This is a genomic window from Halomicronema hongdechloris C2206 (genome assembly GCF_002075285.3).
In the GTDB taxonomy this organism is placed as follows: domain Bacteria; phylum Cyanobacteriota; class Cyanobacteriia; order Phormidesmidales; family Phormidesmidaceae; genus Halomicronema_B; species Halomicronema_B hongdechloris.
Genome location: NZ_CP021983.2, coordinates 1,266,878 through 1,282,646 on the forward strand (window position 1 = coordinate 1,266,878; position 15,769 = coordinate 1,282,646).

General features: G+C 55.3%; 23 protein-coding genes and 1 tRNA gene. 7 read left to right on the forward strand and 17 right to left on the reverse strand.

What is annotated here, in order from left to right:
• The first annotated feature begins 37 nt into the window (after window positions 1-37).
• Entirely contained in the window at window positions 38-2,161 is a 2,124-nt protein-coding gene (locus XM38_RS05855; RefSeq protein ID WP_088429321.1) for a hypothetical protein, read from the forward strand.
• On the opposite strand, the gene XM38_RS25770 is transcribed toward XM38_RS05855, so the two are convergent.
• The 3 genes from XM38_RS25770 to XM38_RS25575 form a co-directional block, all read right to left on the reverse strand.
• Window positions 2,146-2,295, reverse strand: coding sequence for a hypothetical protein (locus XM38_RS25770; RefSeq protein WP_187329299.1), 150 nt, complete (start codon window positions 2,293-2,295; stop codon window positions 2,146-2,148). The genes XM38_RS05855 and XM38_RS25770 overlap by 16 nt on opposite strands.
• 11 nt (window positions 2,296-2,306) lie before the next feature.
• Window positions 2,307-2,465, reverse strand: coding sequence for a hypothetical protein (locus tag XM38_RS25775; protein WP_187329300.1), 159 nt, complete (start codon window positions 2,463-2,465; stop codon window positions 2,307-2,309).
• Window positions 2,466-2,611: 146 nt separating this feature from the next.
• A tRNA-Val gene (locus XM38_RS25575) sits at window positions 2,612-2,730 on the reverse strand.
• A 262-nt stretch (window positions 2,731-2,992) separates the two neighbouring features.
• Here XM38_RS25575 and XM38_RS05865 point away from each other — a divergent pair.
• From XM38_RS05865 to XM38_RS05880, 4 genes are all read left to right on the forward strand, one after another.
• A complete protein-coding gene (locus tag XM38_RS05865; protein WP_080811634.1) occupies window positions 2,993-3,211 on the forward strand; it encodes a hypothetical protein in 219 nt (72 codons plus the stop codon).
• A gap of 97 nt (window positions 3,212-3,308) precedes the next feature.
• The gene (locus tag XM38_RS05870) at window positions 3,309-3,548 is read left to right on the forward strand and encodes a hypothetical protein (protein ID WP_080811632.1); all 240 of its coding nucleotides are present in this window, start codon (window positions 3,309-3,311) and stop codon (window positions 3,546-3,548) included.
• Between the two features lie 23 nt (window positions 3,549-3,571).
• Window positions 3,572-3,967, forward strand: coding sequence for a hypothetical protein (locus tag XM38_RS05875; RefSeq protein ID WP_080811631.1), 396 nt, complete (start codon window positions 3,572-3,574; stop codon window positions 3,965-3,967).
• Between the two features lie 213 nt (window positions 3,968-4,180).
• The gene (locus XM38_RS05880; protein WP_137455019.1) at window positions 4,181-4,426 is read left to right on the forward strand and encodes a hypothetical protein; all 246 of its coding nucleotides are present in this window, start codon (window positions 4,181-4,183) and stop codon (window positions 4,424-4,426) included.
• Between the two features lie 147 nt (window positions 4,427-4,573).
• Here the strand turns inward: XM38_RS05880 and XM38_RS05885 are convergent, their stop codons facing one another.
• Window positions 4,574-5,104, reverse strand: a complete 531-nt coding sequence (locus XM38_RS05885) for a ParA family protein (protein ID WP_080811627.1) — start codon at window positions 5,102-5,104, stop codon at window positions 4,574-4,576.
• Window positions 5,105-5,475: 371 nt separating this feature from the next.
• Between XM38_RS05885 and XM38_RS05890 the strand changes: the two genes are divergently transcribed.
• Complete coding sequence (locus XM38_RS05890) at window positions 5,476-6,138, forward strand: hypothetical protein (protein WP_080811625.1); 663 nt, start codon at window positions 5,476-5,478, stop codon at window positions 6,136-6,138.
• On the opposite strand, the gene XM38_RS27450 is transcribed toward XM38_RS05890, so the two are convergent.
• Complete coding sequence (locus tag XM38_RS27450; RefSeq protein ID WP_080811624.1) at window positions 6,135-6,563, reverse strand: hypothetical protein; 429 nt, start codon at window positions 6,561-6,563, stop codon at window positions 6,135-6,137. The genes XM38_RS05890 and XM38_RS27450 overlap by 4 nt on opposite strands.
• Before the next feature lie 180 nt (window positions 6,564-6,743).
• Here XM38_RS27450 and XM38_RS05900 point away from each other — a divergent pair, with 180 nt between their 5' ends.
• Window positions 6,744-7,511: a hypothetical protein gene (locus XM38_RS05900; protein WP_137455020.1), complete on the forward strand. Its 768-nt coding sequence runs from the start codon at window positions 6,744-6,746 to the stop codon at window positions 7,509-7,511.
• A gap of 932 nt (window positions 7,512-8,443) precedes the next feature.
• Here XM38_RS05900 and XM38_RS05905 read toward each other — a convergent pair.
• The 12 genes from XM38_RS05905 to XM38_RS05950 all read right to left on the reverse strand — a co-directional run bounded on the left by XM38_RS05905 (window position 8,444) and on the right by XM38_RS05950 (window position 15,767).
• Window positions 8,444-8,695: a hypothetical protein gene (locus XM38_RS05905; protein WP_080811621.1), complete on the reverse strand. Its 252-nt coding sequence runs from the start codon at window positions 8,693-8,695 to the stop codon at window positions 8,444-8,446.
• 40 nt (window positions 8,696-8,735) lie between these two features.
• Window positions 8,736-9,392: a tyrosine-type recombinase/integrase gene (locus tag XM38_RS05910; protein WP_080811662.1), complete on the reverse strand. Its 657-nt coding sequence runs from the start codon at window positions 9,390-9,392 to the stop codon at window positions 8,736-8,738.
• A gap of 152 nt (window positions 9,393-9,544) precedes the next feature.
• A complete protein-coding gene (locus tag XM38_RS05915) occupies window positions 9,545-10,516 on the reverse strand; it encodes a hypothetical protein (RefSeq protein ID WP_137455021.1) in 972 nt (323 codons plus the stop codon).
• A 285-nt stretch (window positions 10,517-10,801) separates the two neighbouring features.
• On the reverse strand, window positions 10,802-11,047 hold the full coding sequence (locus XM38_RS05920; protein ID WP_080811617.1) for a hypothetical protein: 246 nt from the start codon (window positions 11,045-11,047) through the stop codon (window positions 10,802-10,804).
• A gap of 12 nt (window positions 11,048-11,059) precedes the next feature.
• Window positions 11,060-11,371 (reverse strand): GIY-YIG nuclease family protein, encoded by a 312-nt coding sequence (locus tag XM38_RS28660; RefSeq protein ID WP_202978829.1) that lies wholly within the window; start codon window positions 11,369-11,371, stop codon window positions 11,060-11,062.
• Entirely contained in the window at window positions 11,371-11,547 is a 177-nt protein-coding gene (locus XM38_RS25785) for a hypothetical protein (protein WP_187329301.1), read from the reverse strand. Before XM38_RS25785 ends, XM38_RS28660 begins: the two co-directional genes overlap by 1 nt.
• 16 nt (window positions 11,548-11,563) lie before the next feature.
• Entirely contained in the window at window positions 11,564-11,740 is a 177-nt protein-coding gene (locus tag XM38_RS25790; RefSeq protein WP_187329302.1) for a hypothetical protein, read from the reverse strand.
• Window positions 11,727-12,842, reverse strand: coding sequence for a M23 family metallopeptidase (locus tag XM38_RS05930; protein WP_187329303.1), 1,116 nt, complete (start codon window positions 12,840-12,842; stop codon window positions 11,727-11,729). The genes XM38_RS25790 and XM38_RS05930 overlap by 14 nt, the downstream gene beginning before the upstream one ends.
• Before the next feature lie 49 nt (window positions 12,843-12,891).
• Window positions 12,892-13,308: a hypothetical protein gene (locus XM38_RS05935; protein WP_080811613.1), complete on the reverse strand. Its 417-nt coding sequence runs from the start codon at window positions 13,306-13,308 to the stop codon at window positions 12,892-12,894.
• The gene (locus XM38_RS05940; protein WP_080811611.1) at window positions 13,305-13,829 is read right to left on the reverse strand and encodes a hypothetical protein; all 525 of its coding nucleotides are present in this window, start codon (window positions 13,827-13,829) and stop codon (window positions 13,305-13,307) included. Before XM38_RS05940 ends, XM38_RS05935 begins: the two co-directional genes overlap by 4 nt.
• Window positions 13,810-15,123 carry a hypothetical protein gene (locus tag XM38_RS05945; RefSeq protein WP_080811609.1) on the reverse strand — a complete coding sequence of 438 codons (1,314 nt, stop codon included), beginning with the start codon at window positions 15,121-15,123 and terminating at the stop codon, window positions 13,810-13,812. The genes XM38_RS05940 and XM38_RS05945 overlap by 20 nt, the downstream gene beginning before the upstream one ends.
• On the reverse strand, window positions 15,120-15,767 hold the full coding sequence (locus tag XM38_RS05950; protein WP_080811607.1) for a hypothetical protein: 648 nt from the start codon (window positions 15,765-15,767) through the stop codon (window positions 15,120-15,122). Before XM38_RS05950 ends, XM38_RS05945 begins: the two co-directional genes overlap by 4 nt.
• Between the last annotated feature and the right edge of the window lie 2 nt (window positions 15,768-15,769).

Genomic DNA, 15,769 nt, shown 5'->3' on the forward strand with positions numbered 1-15,769 from the left:
ATAGTCACCGACCTGACGCTAGCGTCTCCTAGACTCTATGGCCCCCTCCTCACGCTGGATCTCTGGAGTTAGCCACAGTGGTAAGACCACCCGGCTGACAGACACCCTCAGCCACTACGGTGAGGTCATGGCTCCTGCCCTGGACCAGGGGCGTACTCTGCTGGTGTTTGCCGCCAATGGCGATAATCGTATTACTCTGGCCCAGCGGTTAATCCAGGCCACTCAGGGTCGCTATCCGATGCAGACGACGACGCCTAGCGGCTTCCTGATGGAAGAAGTCAGCCTCTTCTGGCCGCTGCTGGTGACTCAACTAGAGCTGCCCACCCAATTTCCCCTGCGCCTGCGTCCGGAAACGGAACAGGACTTGGCCATGGCCCTATGGCAACCGCAATTACAGACGGGAGCCCTGCAGGTGGAGGGCTGGTTACCCGATCAAACCGTGCGGCGGGGCCTCGATTTCCTGCAACTGGCCGCCGCCGCTGCCATCGCCCCGGAAGACATCGGCCCCATGCTGGCCGATGGCATTCCCCCGGGGTTTGCCCCTCCGACAGTATGGCAGACCCTGGCCCAAGCCTTAATAACGTGGCGGAACTGGTGTCTACAGCGAGGACTGCTCACCTACGGCATCATCGGCGAGTTGTACTGGCGTTACCTACTGCCCCATCCTGACTATATCGCTCGACTACCTCAACGCTTTTGTGGAGTCTTGGCCGACGATGTGGATGAATACCCGGCCGTGGCCAGTCTTTGGTTCGAGACCCTGCTAGCCCAGGGCATCCCCGGATGCTTCACCTGGAATCCAGATGGTCAGGTGCGATTGGGGGTGGGGGCCGACCCGGAGCGCCTGCAGCAGCTACAAACCCACTGTCAGCAGCACGAGTCACTGCCCCAGCCGGTCCCGCCAACCCTAGCCTATGACTGGGGACCAACCATCGTGCAATGGGTCATGGATCCCCTGGCCTTACCGGTCCCACCGCCGGCAATCCAGACGCTACAGGTGACCTCCCGGGGCGATCTGTTGCGGCGTACGGCCGAAACTATCGTCGCCGCCATCCAGGCCGGACGGGTAGCGCCAACGGAGGTGGCCATCATTGCTCCGGGCCTCGACGCCATTGCCCGCTATACCCTGGCCGATATTTTAGTGAGTCGGGGCATCCCGGTTGAGCCCCTGAATGAGCAACGGCCTCTGGCGGCCTCACCCCTGGTGAGAGCCCTGTTAACCTTGCTCACCTTCGTCTATCCGGGCTTAGGCCGATTAATGCCCCGAGAAGCCGTGGCGGAAATGCTGGTGGTGTTGAGCCAGACCCCAGAGGCCGAGGTAGGCCAGGCTTGGTTCGACCGGGTCCAGATCGATCCGGTGCGGGCAGAGCTGATTGTCGATCATTGCTTTGTGCCCCATCCAGAGCAGCCCCAGCTCCTGCCGGTCAGCCATTTTCCCCGGTGGGATCGCCTGGGCTACCGGGCCACCCAAGCCTATGAAGCCCTGCTGAGTTGGCTGCAGGACCAACAACAACAGCGGCAGCAGCGGTTGATTCCCAGCGTGGTGGCCTTTCTCGATCGAGCCATCCAGCAGTTTCTCTGGCGGGGCAATGCCCTGCCCTACGACCAATTGGCAGCCCTGCGGGAGTTGATGGAAACAGCCCAGCATTTCTGGGAGGTGGACGAGCAGTTGCGACGCTTAGATCCGACCTCGCGCCAGCCTCCGCAGGAGGCCATTGCCCGCTTCATTCAGTTACTGCAGCGGGACACGGTGACGGCTAACCCGTTTCCAGCCGATGCCCTGGGCACGGGGCCACAGGGAGTGACCCTGGCAACGGTGTTTCAGTATCGGCTGCAGCGCCTCAGCCATCGCTGGCAGTTCTGGTTGGATGCCGGCTCGCCCCGCTGGTTGACCGGCACCGATGCCCTATTTGGCTATCCCCTGTTTCTCAGTACCTGGTCGGGGCGGTCCTGGACGGCGGTGGACATTGAGCAGGCCCATGAGCAACGCCTAGAGAGAATTCTGCGGGATTTGCTCAGTCGGGCCAGCGAGCGGGTGGTGCTGTGCCACAGTGACCTGGCCGTCAGTGGCCAGGAGCAGACTGGGCCGCTGCTGGGTCTGGTAAATACGGCCCAGCCCTGGGGCGATGAGGCCGATAATCTGGCTCACCTATCCACCTGAAAGTGGTGTCGTAGGGTGGCCAGGGGCAGCTGCTCTAGATCGACGATGGGGTCAACGCTACGCCCCAAGTAATCCGATAGCCACAGACTGCCCTGGAGCAGCCACTGCACTCGGGGGAAATCCTGGGTTTGCATGGCTAGGGCTCCTAGCCAGCGGGACGAGAACGCAGCTGCTGTTGCTCGTCGGTGAGAACGGCGGCCACTGAGGTGCGAGTGTCTGCCAGGATGGACCAAATGGCCGTCTTTTGACTGTCGCTGAGGTCAAGGGATGCGATCGCATCTCGCATGGCCTGGCCCGATTGCATAATCACCTGCAATTCACTCTGTTGCTCCGGGGTCAGCAGCGCTTCAATAGCGGCTCGAGTAGCGGCAAAAACACTCTGGAGCTGGGAGCGTTGTTCAGTTGGAATCCTCTAGCTCCACAAATGGTTAGCAACCTCGTACAGGTTGATGGACGTAACTGGACTCGAACCAGTGACCTCCACGATGTCAACGTGGCGTTCTTAACGCTCATAACTAGCTGCTGGCAAGCATTTTGGAAGCTGGACTAGTACACCGCGGCACCATCCCGCACCCATCTGTAATGATCAGAATTTTATTTTTTTTCAACCCTGACCTATATAGAAAAACCCCTACACACCCTACACAACTCCTACACTGCTTAGGTTTCAGCCCTACACGCATCCCTACACGGTTTTTCCCAACCCCTACACACCCTACACAACTCCTACACTACTTAGGTTTCAGCCCTACACGCACGGCAAACCTACCGGCACATCTGATGGATGGTTGCTCAACATGCTCAACAAATACTCAACAACATGGCGTTTCAATGATTCTCGCTATCATTTGGGCAGAGCAGGGGTTGGCTATTCGACCGTCAGGGATTGGGTTGCTATTGGCGAGGGGAGGCATTCAACCCGAAGAAGAACTGGAGAGTATGCGGAGTTTGCGGACCCACAGAGCGCGATCGCACCCTGCAGGAATGCCGGGCACTGCTCCAGCATCTCTACCGCCAGAGCTACAGCGCCAAACGGCTGAGGATGGCTAGGGATGCGCTCACAGCCATCAGCCAATACAAGCCACCACGGCAGCACCAGCGCAACTGAGCAGCTAAGTACAATTGACCTAACGGGAGTATCCGAACTATGAACCCAGCACTAGCCGCAAAATTCCTGTACGGCACCGAACCGCTCACCGGGGCCGAATATAACGATCTGACGGCTAACCCTGAGATGGCCCGGCTGCTGAGCCAGGCGCGGGAACTACGTCCCCAGGCGCAACCGCCAGCACAGCCCCAGCCAGCCCCACAGCAGCAGTACACCTCAGAGCAACTGCAGCAGATGGATCAAACCGAGCTGGCTGCGATCGCGTTTAAGAGTAATTAGGAGCCCTGGGATTGAGGCGCACGATGGCGCAAAATGGCGACAATTTAACGCCTAAACAGCTGGCCGCGGTGGCAGAGTTGGCCCGAGGCAGCAGCCACCAGGCCACCGTGGACGCCACCGGCGTGAGCCATCGGCAGCTGAGCAGGTGGAAAGCTCAGCCCGATTTTAAGGAGGCCATCCTGGAGGCTCAGAGGGCGATCTATGGGCAGTCCATCGCGGCAATAGTGACCGCCATGAATACAGCCACCACCACACTGGTGGAGATATGCGAAAACCAGGAGGCCTCAGATGCCTCAAGAGTAAGCGCCGCCAGGAGCATCCTGGAGAACGGCCTCAAGGCCTTTGGCCAAGCTGACTTGGATCGCCGCGTGGAAGAAATCGAGGAGCTATTCAAAAGTGAATCTGCTGAAACGACTTGAACGGCTGCAGCAGCAGGCGGCTATTAACCGGCTGCCATCCATGAGTGATGCTGAGCTGGAGGAGCTGGTGGGCCATGACGAGATCGGCCAAAAGCTCAAGAGCTGCAGCGATTTTGAATTGCAGAGAATAGCCAGGTCAGGCAAGTGGAATTAACTACGCGGATCGAGCAATTGCGCCAGCTAAAGGCAGCCTCCAGGCGTAAACGTGAGGCCATGGCCACCGGCGATCGCGAACGTATCCAGCAGGCAATACGGGTATTAAGGGCACAGCTACCCATAGCCCCGGTGAGGTCCGTGGAATCGGCAGCAGTGGCCATGGCTCAGCTAATGAGGTTAGAGAGGGAACTGTACCCCCATAATGCTGATGAGGTGGCAGAGCTGGCGGTGAGGTATGGTGTCGACCCAGGTGAATTTATCCAGGTGCTCCAGGAAAAGTGGCACGAAAAAAAGGGTTTTTAAGGCTGGCTGAGCTGACCTGAGCTGTCTTGTCACGATCAACCGCTGAAAGCATTGTCCTATAGCTATCGTGGCGTTTTTACGGTCGGCAGAGTTGACCTGAAAATACTAACAAATCACAACATTTTGACCCCTGAAAATGAGGGTTTTTCAAGCCTCAGGCTGTTTACCGCTTACCCGCTTCCATGCTGCAGCTGGAGCCATCCCGCGCCGGTATTCCACCCATGAGCTGAGTAAGGCCTCCCGCGCCATGCTGGCCATCTGTACCTTGGGATTGCCATGGACCATCGTGAACAGAACCCGATAGTGATCACCGCCAATCTCTTTGAGGAGATCAATCGTTTGGACCAGCGCATCCACGGCCATGGCCTCAGGAGTGGTAGGCAGTATCAGCAGGTCGCACCCTTCCACCAGTGGCTCCAAGTCCTCCCGCGATGGCCGCGCGCCGGTGTCGATCACCACGTGCTTAAACTTTGGGATATGCCTAAAGGCAGCATCCACGGCCACCACCTTAAACGGCAGCTCACCGCGCTTACTCCAGGAGGTGGCGCTCCTGTTTTCATCCCCATCCACCAGGAGGACACTCTCACCACCGTCCAGGCCAGCTAGAAACGCGGCCAAGTGGATGGTACTGGTGGTTTTGCCCACTCCTCCCTCGAAGGAGCTGACGGTTAAAAACATTGGATTACACCTCACCTATGCCGGATACGGTAAGCCAGCGTGGTGGCCTGGTCAATTGGTGCCAAGTCAGCTTGGTCAATTAGTCAAAGGCTTTGAGTATCACCTGGGTAAAATATTCAAGAGTCTTAAGTCAATAATCCGGAAAGTTTTAGCACCGAAGCTGTAAGGCTTACAGGGCAGGCACTCTAAAAATTGCCTATTTAAACCAATATCAGCTTTCGGGCTAACTTGGATCTAAATAGCTCGAACTACGTAGGCTCTGGCTTACAGCCAATGGAGAGGGCAGAATTTTGTCCGGAGTATTGTTAAGTTCAATCCTGATGCGTCTTTTCAGAATAGAATGATCAATCAGTCTATGAGCGATTAGTAATATGTCTAAGTCAAATAAGGTTCTTATTATTGGCGCTTCTGTAGCGCTTGGAGTTATTGCTGTTGTTGCCTTAGGTGTTGGTTGGATGCAGTTTGTCTCGTTTAGGAACGAGCAAGCGGAAAGAGCAGAAGCTGAGGAGCGAGAAGCCCGTCAGGAGGCGCTTAATGCTATATCAGCAGAGTGTCGAGATTTAAGGAGAATTGTGAATCAGACAGGAGATTTTATGCAAGAGTTTGAAGCTGAGATTCAAGTCTTTAGTGACAATGCTTCTCAAGTTGAAACACTTCAAGATATTAAGTCTGCTGCGACTGAATATACGGATGCAGTCGATACGGTAGTTGTCAGGCTGGATGGATTAACAAGTGAATTAGAGTCAAAAACTTATCAAGATGAGACTCTAAAAGGTTTTCAATCTGAATATACCAAAGTAGTTAAAGGTTTTAGAACTTCTTTGCTTGAGGCCGGTCAGGCAATGAATATCATTATCTCAACTCCATCAGAGGCAGAACTTCCAAGTAGGATAGATAAGTCTCAAGAGCAAACAATGGCAGCCGTATCTTCGATAGAGGAGCTTTCTAATACCGAAGACAAACTAATATCTGATGTGAACGCTTACTGCGAAGAAACTAATATAGAAAGAAACGAATTACAAACTACTAATTAAGCTACCAAGTGGAGGCCGCTGGAGTCCTGAGGATTGGCCTTGAGGTAATTAGAGGTAACCGCCAGAGATGAGTGTCCTAAGGTCTGTTTTACCAAGTCAAGATCAGTGGACTTGGCCAGCGCCTCCAGCTCCACCTGGCTCCTGAGAAAGGCGGCATATTCATCCACCGCGCCAGTATCACCCGGTGATAGGCCGATGTCTCCCTGATACTGGAGCTGCAGAAATGAGCGGTAGTGGCTAAGGTCACGGCCATAAGCCGCGCGCGTGTTGGCTGAGTTCTTTCCCTTGTAGTCCAGGAACTCAGCCACCAGCTCATCTTCACTCCACAGCTGAGAGCGGTCTATGGTTGCCATCGCAGTGGCGATCCTCATGGCCTCACTGAATACCTCAGGATCGAAAACAGTTGTATTGGCTAAACTGGTCATGGATTAAACCTCATATAGCAAGCCTAACCGAATTTAGAATGAGAATCGCTTACAAAGCCTATAGTCTATGGAATGCTGTTCGAAATTCAACTGTGATTGCTATAGCCCACGTCAGGAGCCTCTCACCTTTCCCTGGTGTGGGCTAATATGTTGAGCGGAACTATCGGCATAATCATTATCATGAAGTCCCCTAAACTTTTGATTGCCAGTTGCTCTCTATTGATGCTGGCTTTAACTTCTTGTGGTCTCGTCCCTTTTAGTAAAACCTCTTCATCTCAGGAAACACCAGCAGCTGTTGCAGAAGAGGCATCAAGTGATGAAGATCAGCCAATAGACGATTCCTTTGGAGAAGCTGTCAATACAGCTATGGCAGCCGCAGAAGCCGCGCAAACTGCGCAAACTGCTGATGAATGGGGCAATGTGGCCGAGCTGTGGACCAAAGCGATTGAGCTGATGAAGGCTGTTCCAGAGTCGAGCGAGAATTATCAGACGGCTCAGCAGAAGGTTGAAGAATATCAGAGAAACGTAGATTACGCAGCAGATGCTGCTTTCGCTGAGAAAAAAGTCTCTTCAAAATACAGTGAAATTCACCGCTTTTATGGCCAGCCGTTGATGAACGTTGCAGAGAACTTTGGGGCTTCACTTGCTCAGAGTGGTGACCGCTTCACCAGTGAGGATGAAACAGCCGAGTTTTATGCAGAAAGTAGCAATGGTGAATCGATTAGTTATGTCGAAGTAGGTGTAAAGTCACTCGGCCCATGTCAACCCAATGAAGCTATTGGACTTAGTAAGACGATAATGGCTCTCGGTGACGTACCTTCCACAAACAAAGTCCGGGAAACGGAATCATCAGGGTATGTAACTTATCGGGTAGAAGGTTTAACGGTCAAAACCTCATGTTTGTATGATGGCGACTGGTACACAATAAGTGTGTCAGCTGATGATTAAGGCTTAACGGTTCTATGGGTGCGGTCATGACCAGCGGCAACCGTCTGCACTTTGGTGTCTTGCCGCCCCCTGGTAAGGCGGTGCTCTAGATAGCCCAGCCCTGTTCCTCTGAACGCACGGCTAAAGCGCCTCCATCCAGCAAGACACCACTAAACAAAGCTGAGATAGATGCGTGGGAGAGGGCATACGGGCAATAGACGTTAGTTCATCTGGGTTGAGAGCTACATCTTGCCAATATGAAAGCCCTTATAAAGATTTTGTGAGCATCATGGCAACTTCTCTGGCTTCAATAAAGAGTTAGGTAGGCTTGTAAAAGCTTGTATTCTTTTGAAGTCTGTTCTAATGAAATCTTCGATTATCCCAGCCTCTCTCTTTTTGACTGTTGCCGTTATAGGATCTTCCGCGCCTGGGATTGCCCAAGTTTGTTATGAGGATGGGAGTGGCAACGTAGTTGATTTAGGGGGGCTTTGCGATAGTTATGAAGACCGCAGCAGCTCTTCTAGCCAGGCACCTGAGCCTTCATCTAATAGCGCTCCATACGGGAATAGCTTTGTATATGATTCATCTCAAACACCTTTCCCGTCGTATCTGTTTGATAGCGATTTAGATAACGAGGATGCTCATCAAACAGACCAGGTGAGCTATGGGAATAGCGCGCTATTTGTTTATGAAAATCGGTACATAGAAGATTTCTCGCAGTGGCCTTATACAGCCAGTGCTACCAATCATGCTGAATGGAGCTATATAGACTGTAGGACAGGCTGGAGAGGTCTTAAGTCTTCCCCTATGGCTGGTACATCACGGACGTTCTTTATCCCCCCAAGCCAGACAGAACGGCCTGATCTCTATCGCAATATTTGTAGAGAGGCAGGGCTATCCCCTCAGTTTTGAAAAATCGCATCAGCTAGGGCGCGGCTAACCATCGTCGTTGTTCAGGCGGCGACGCTCGACTTTCCCAAGCGGCGATCCAGATCCTTCACCTGCTCCGACAGCGCTGCGATCGCATCGGCCAGCGTTTCACCCTGGCTCTCAACCAGCCCGTCGAGCTTGCCATCGAGATAGTCGTAGACCAGTGACTTAAGGACGGCAGAGGCGTTGCTATTGCGACTCTTGGCCCGTGCCTTGAACTGGTGCCAGGTGTCCTTATCAATCTTAAATGTCGCCAGAATGGTCTCATCAGCCATGGCTGTCGCCTCTATACTGCGTCTAGGCCAAGTATAGACATTAAGACCAGAGCCCCTTAAACTGGGTGGGACTCATGGCGGTGTAGTGGGCCGTATGGCGGATGTTGGCGTGGCCCAGCCAGGCTTGGATTGTGCGGGTATCGACGCCCTTATTCGCCAGGTAATAGCCGCAGCTATGGCGAAGCATGTGGGCATGGATGGGAAAACGGAATAGACCCTTGCCGGTGCGCTTGATCATGGCTGAAATCGCACTGCTGGCCAGGGGAGCCCCGGTGCTGCTGCAGAATATAAAAGGACTGTCGGCGTTTTCCCGTTCCAGCCGTCGCAGCCCCCTCAGCTCATCCCCCTCTAGGTAATGGGTGGAGTCGTGAGAGCCCTTGAGCCGACGGATCAAGATAGTGCCCTGCTGAAAATCCACATCAGCCCAGCGCAGATCGGCTATTTCTGAGACCCTGAGCCCGTGCCGATAGCCCATCAGCACAATCATGTGGTTGCGGTGACCGTTGCGGGCCGTGCGCTTAGCCGCCGTCAACAGCTGGTCTATTTCAGCCGGGGTCAGATACTCGCGCGTCCGCCCCGTCGCCTCGTGGCCTTTGTTAGGACTGGTGCCTGCCTTGGCCAACCGAGGGCGGACACCAGGGAAGGGCAGCACTGAGCCCTTTTGTTCAACTTTCGGTTCTTGGGCGTCTAGATTCATGGTGGCTCGATCTCCTGTCGCAGCGATACTGGGCGGGGCCATTTGTTCAACTTTTGGGTCAGAAGTTAAACAAAACCTCTATACCTAATCTAGACGCCCTGAGCTTATATGTCTATACAATTTCTAGAATCTGTATAGATAATTTGTCTAGACTAGGGCTCAGCGCCGATAATCATGGGTTTGATCCAGATCAGCCTTCGCGACCTGCGACCGGCCCCGACCGGCTGATTTCGCCAATGCCCCCGTCGCCAATGCTCCCGCTTCCCACTTCCGCCACCCGCGCGCTTGCCCTCGCGGGGGGAACGAAGCTCCGATTTGGGCATGGATATAACACGCGGCTGCCAATAGCGAGTCTGAGATCTCCTTGGTGGATTGCCTTTGGGCGTTGCTGGGGGATTCCCCTCCCCCGATATCAGTGAGGGCTGGTAGCTAGCGATTAGCAGTAGCTGCAACAGGATATTACGCACATGGTGCGTGAATTCGAGGTCTGCCCCGGTTAGCTCACTTGTGCCAAGGGTCGGAGGCCCTTGGATGAGCGAGCCATCATTAGCGATGTCGAAGCCGCTAAACAGGGTACTGCAACGGGTATCCAGGGTGCTCCATTGCCAGTTGTACCGATAGTCGTTTTGGTGGGGGAGCCACGGGAAACGATAGGTGTTGCCCGCTAACTCATACTCACCCTGACTTAGTTCGGGATGTTCGCGATCCGATATATGCACCACTGCCCAGTCCACGCATCCTCCATCTGGGGCAATAAGGGCGTTGCTAGGCAGCAGAAATAGGGCTGTGCGAATAGGCGGTTCATTCAAGCCCGCCAGTAGTTTGTTGTCAGCGGCGAAATCAATGTCTGTATGCTCGCAGGCCCGTAACACTGCCGTGCGTACCAGATACAGAGGGGCATTCTGAGATAGCCACAAACCGCATCGATGCCCATGCAGGAGGGTGGCGCGATCTACTCCCTCCACCGCATTGATGAGTACTGCCATTGCAGTGCATAGCTCATCCCACCGCGCAAACCCTTTGGGAATCCGGTAGGGGCGACATTGCTTAATGGCGGCTGCCACTGTGCCGTATTTGCTAGTTAGCGCTTTTGCGGCTTGCGATCGCGAGTGCCATACATCCATCTTTGACGCTCTCCGTGTATAGCTGGAGACCCCCGTGCGGGGGCAATAAAGGGGGTGGGAGAATCTCCCAGTCAATCTCGCAAAGTCACTCCCCCCCGCAGGTCGGGGGCGGGCAAGTCATGAGCAAGCCTGGGGCAAGTCAGGTCCACTCCCCCCCGCAGGTCGGGGGCGGGGGCGCAGTACGGGCTCAACACAGGCTCACAAAACACACTCCCCCCGCAGGTCGGGGGCGGGGGTTAGGTCCGCGATATTGCGGATATTGCGGACCTAACCAAGAATGGTTAGTCACCACTCCATCAGGGTGCCGATCACGTTGCCACCCCAGCCCTGCTGGCCAGGCGCGCGGCTGAGCAGCGTTATAACGCCGTTGCCATCAACGTGGGTATCGGTAATCTTCTGCCCGCCGAACCAATAATCAGCGGCCATCTGCAACGCCTGCTTATAGCTAGGAGCTTCAAAAGTGCGTCGCCAGTCGATATCGTCCGGTAGGTTGTGGGTACGTCGCGCGAATGTGTAGCTAGTAGTTGTCATTGTCTATGTCTATTACTCCATTACGCCCCGGTGTTTACCCGGGTCAGCGGTCTGCAGCTTGCAGCACCAACAGAGCCGTGGTGCGTTCTTTTGTGCCTTCAGTGCTCGCTCAAAATCCCTCCCCATATTTGGCCAGGTGCAGACGACATCGAACTCAATACCGCGCTCATGAGCCACAGCACAGAAGCGACTCCCTCGCCCCTTACGGTGTTGTTTAATCCGCTTGTCGATGTCAGTTGCGTAGCCGATATAATGCCTCGCTCGATTCGGTGTGGAAGGATCGAGCGGCTGCCTGAAGTGCAACAGGTAACAGCCCCTCATCATCAAAATTCCCCTCCATCGGCACGGCCAAAGGCAAACGCCTGGTTGACGTGCTGCTGCCCTGGGGATGGCTGATCCAACTGCCAGAGCCGGTTAATGACGGCTATCCGATAGGCAGAGTCACTGTCGATGCGGCCCCACTGCAGTCGGTTGGCTTGGCGAATGTCGGTTAGGTGCATGAGTGGAGTCCTTTAGTCAAAACTGGGGGGCGCTCATCTGCAGCAAACTAGGCGCTTCAGCCTCGAAGTTTGAGATCGCAGCTCCCCGCGTTGGGTGACCGTCTTCGCTGCAGAAGTCCTCGGTCTCCCAGTGCCAACCGTGGCCGGGAATCTCGTAGACCTGCAGCTGGTCTCTCAGTTCATCGATCGTCATCTCTTATATGCTTCAGTAGCTGATCTACTCGTCTTCTCTGATCAGCGGGGACATTCATGGGGGCCCCGCCCAACTCCCTGCGCGATTCATTCAGGGCAGCAATGCGGGCGGCGACAAGCTGCTCAGGTGTGGGCGCGTGCGTTGGCAAGTGTTTGATCAGGCGACTCCCGGCATCCGGAGACTGATTCCAAATATCCAGGGCAGCTGCGATCGCAGGCTTAGACAGTGGCTGCCCCCATTTTTCTAGAGCCCGCTTCTGAAGGTCCCGTTCAGCCTGTTGTAGTCGCGCTAGTTGTTTCTGGTCGGCTTCCTCTGGAGTGCTGGCCCCGTGTTGATACGAAAAACTGCCCATGTTACGGGCACCATTGCCGGGGTCCCTGTGGCCGTAGTAGGCGCTTGTGGGGTCACAGTTGTCATCTCTGGTTCCCTCTGCTGCACCGATGGCACAGGTTTTCTCAGTGTTACTGAGTTCACTAAAGGGAGCTACCGGCTTGCTGCCGGTTAGCGCCCAGATCAGTGGTCCATTGGCAGGGTGATAATGCGCTCCGGATGCATCCCGCTCACGCCAGTCTAGATGGGGGCCAGTACCGTTCCCGGTCGCCCCGGTTTTGGCAATGATTTGCCCGCCACGGTGCCAACCGTCGGCGCAGCGGGAGAGGTGTAGAGCCTGGAATTTGCGGGCTGGCAGCGACTCGCTCTCGATATCAGCTACCAATCCTCCGCCATTGCCATCACGCCAGCATCGCACTCTGACCCGTTTGTCTTTATCCGCTGGAGCGTAGATGGTGGTGCCGCTAGGGGTAGCGAGATCTACGCCACGGTGCTGATTGCTGCAGCCCTCACACGGTGCCTTGCGTGGCCCATAGCCACTGGTGACGGGATGCCCAGCAATCTTCTCCCCCGCCTGAATGGGCTCACCGAAATCAGGCGCGATCGCGTCACCCACCGCGTCAGCTGATTCGGTGACCCGGGTCACCATATTGAGCCCCTGGGCGATTCTGTCATTGAGGGAGGGGACCAGCACCGGAGCCAGCAGCAGGGATGATAGGCCTACACAGATAGCCGTGATAGACCAGTCCCTTCTTTGCCATTGATTAACCAAGCTCCACTGCAGATCGGGCGATAGTTCCTCAAAGGTTGGTCTAATTGGTCTAACGGGTGAGCCTTGCATCCTGCACCTCCCCGTCGTCGGCATAAATTACATCAATGCTCAGGCCTGATTCGGTGAGCCAACGGTAGGTGTCGTTGGCCAGCTGGCAGGTGGGAGGCCCTAACCATTGCACGGCGATCTGTTCAGTCTCGCCGGTGAGGGCTCCCCGTAATTGCTCCTGGGTATTGCCAACGGTATTCTCGCTGAGCACTTGCTGGCAGGCCTCGAGTCGCGGATCATCCTCACCAGGGGGCTGTAGTTCCCGCCAACCCCGATCGAGTTTGGCGATCTGTGCCTTGGCCAGCCAGACAGGATTGATAAACCGTCCCCATCCTGGGGCGGCCATATCGGCTATCAGGATGAGGAGTGCTGCCGGCACAGATGAGATCGCAATGTTTCTGGCTTTGGCTCGGTTCATTGGTCTACTGGGACGGCGCGGATCACTGGTCGGGATTCGACCGGGGTTCCCATTTCCTCAGTGCCCAGCATTACGTCATGAATTCCACCGGCTGCTGCCCGAGTAGGGGGAGCCACAATCGCGGCCAGGTTACAGCCACTAACGACGGGGTTCCAAATATCGCCTCGACATTGCAGCACATCACCCCGCATTAGATTGAGTCCTCCAGATGCTCCGGCTAGGCCCAGCCAGACCGATGCACCGGTGACAGCCATGGTCTGTAGTGGGCGATGCCTGAGGCACGATAACCAGGCTCTGATAGCCATCAGAGAGCCCATGTCGTCAGTGGCGGTATCAATAAAAAACAGCGGTTTCCGCTTATTTGTCGCATCAAAATACCCGCCATCTGCGATATTGCTTCTAGGAGCATTGCGACGCCTTCCAATACCACCGCCACTCTGGTAGGGCGCTAGGCCACCACCGGTGCCGCCAACTGTGCTGAATTCTACGTCGATAACATCGTTATTTTTCGGACCAACCATTGTCTTGAGCCTCCAAGATATCGATCATGGTTTTGTATTGGTCTAGAGCGTCTTTGTAGGCCTGAGACCCCCCTTTCTTAACGCCCCATAGGGCGAGTAGGATTTGAGCCTGGTTGAGGCCCATCTCACGGCAGTCTCTGACCCGGTTCAGAATCTCAGGGGTAGAAAAAGGGGGGTCTGAACCGCCTGAACCGAACCGGTTCAGACCTGAACCCTGACTCGTGTATCCCTTGCCATATAGTCGGTTCAGCGTTTGAACCATATCTGAACCTCGGTTCAGATCCTGAACCGTCCCCCCCACTGTCACACTTGGAACCTTGTAGCTCAGTAGGGGCATCCACTCCCCTAGATCTGAGTGATAAAAGATGGCTTTTTTAGGGCTGAGAGATTGCTGAAATACCAAAGCATCCGGTTTCGTTTCGATGCTGCGATACGACTTCATCAAACTATGCAGATGCTCAGTCGATTCCGGTGTCTCAATCGCCAAAAGTCGAAGCGGGGCGCGGTTGCCACCAGTAAGGCCTAAATCAGCTACAAGTGGCGATTGGGTAATCATCCATAGGTGCCGGTCATCGGTCTCGCCGCTGCTCATTTCTACCTTGATGGTGGGGATGAGGAAATCCCGATACCACTTTGGCTGCATGGCATCTAATTTGATGCCCTCATCGATGACCAGTACAGTGGGTCTCGTCGGTTGCCGTCGCCATTCATGGATGAAGTCGGTCAGCTGCTGGGCGATAGTTTCGTCATTGGGCGCGTGGTCTTCCAGCATTACCGGCAAAATGCGATCACATCCATCCCAGTAGCCCATCTCATTCTTGTGTGGCTTCGGCTGAATTACCCAGATCGTTGCCTCGGGGCGGATTTGCTTCACATAGCGCCAGGCCTGAGCAATGACGACGCCTTTACCGGTGCGAGGATTGCCGGTGATCAGTGTCGGGTGTAGGTTATTGGCCAACACTCCGGCCACGTCGATATACCGTTTCGGTGGCTCCACACCGGGCGGTGCCTCGATGGTTTGCCCTGATGGTTGTGCCTGGCTATCGTCAGCAATGGTCACCGGCTTGGGCTGTTGGTCCATCAGCCACCAGCCCAGGAAACCTAAGGCAGTCAACCCTAGGGCTACCGCAGGAAGGCGGCCAGGGCGCTGATACTGCACCTCTACCGCCTGACCATTGGCAAAGGCGGCCAGGTCGTCAGCCGTCAGTGTGGATAGCTGTGGCGCTGTAGTAGCAATCCCTAGGGACGCCACCCCGCAGCCTGCAGCAGTTGCCAGGCGATAGATCGGCTTCATGGTTGCTCTCTAACCTCCCATGCCTTGGATTCAGCCTCAGCACTCCGTAGGCGCTGACGGCTTTCGACTAGGTTCTGAATGGCTAGCTGGCTGAGGTTGGCTTCAGGCTCAACCGGGGCAACTGATTGTCGGGCCAGCTCGATGGCCTGAACCCGACTGACAGCGCCTAGCATCTGCTGCCAATCGCGATCCGCTTTGGCCCGCTCGATGGATGCGATCGCATCTCTAGCAAACTGGTCTAGGGCGCAATGAACCGATTGACTGAAGCAGGACGCTTCCGGGTCTGTGGCCTGGCGTTCGGCCTCTAGCAAATAGCGCCTAGCTTCCTGGCTGAGTAGCTGTTCCCTAAAAGCCTGCAGCTGCTCTGAGGATTGATAGATCAGCTCTTCAGTGCTGCTCTCAGCCCCGGCCACAATCGCATCTTTATCCAGCTCCATCGATGGTTCTGGCTGGTAGGTCTGGCCACCGGTGCCGGTGAATAGGGCAATACCTAGCCCCAGGACAGCTATGCTGCCGATGCCACCGGCAATTAAGACATCCTGACGCTGCCACCATTTAGGGGCTGGCTGGTCGATGCGGACAATCTCACGGCGAAACTCAGGCGGCACGGTGAATGGGGTTTCACGAGTGTCTTTCTCTTTCATGG